Origin of the sequence: Burkholderia sp. Ac-20345 (assembly GCF_017104825.1) — a bacterium.
GTDB classification, from domain to species: domain Bacteria; phylum Pseudomonadota; class Gammaproteobacteria; order Burkholderiales; family Burkholderiaceae; genus Burkholderia; species Burkholderia lata_B.
The window spans coordinates 1-300 of the sequence record NZ_JAAGPO010000573.1 but is presented as its reverse complement, the minus strand read 5'-3'; the positions used below and the strand labels follow the sequence as shown (position 1 = coordinate 300).

Below are 300 nucleotides of genomic sequence, written 5' to 3'. Positions count from 1 at the left end.
ATGGCCGCCGAAATATCGAAATAACCCGATTTTGCGGCGCAGCAATCCTCACCCGCATGCGCATCCCGTCAATCGGCCAGCCAGATCGCGGCCGCCATGCGGCCCGTCACGCGGTCGCGCCGGTACGAATAGAAGCGCGCCTGTTCGGTGACCGTACAGGCCGCCCCGCCGCTCACGTGCGCAACACCCGCACGCGCGAGACGCAGGCGCGCGAGCGCGTAGAGATCGGCGAGAAACTTGCCTGGCGCGCCATCGATCGCGACGAACGCAAGCCGGGTTTCATCATGCTCCGACTGCGGG

The 300-nt window shown here is 66.7% G+C and carries 1 protein-coding gene; it reads right to left on the bottom strand.

Translation table 11 applies throughout. The features are described from left to right. Positions 1–68: 68 nt before the first annotated feature. On the bottom strand, positions 69–300 hold a 232-nt coding region (locus G3O06_RS48750; protein ID WP_205820515.1), incomplete at its 5' end, for a laccase domain-containing protein.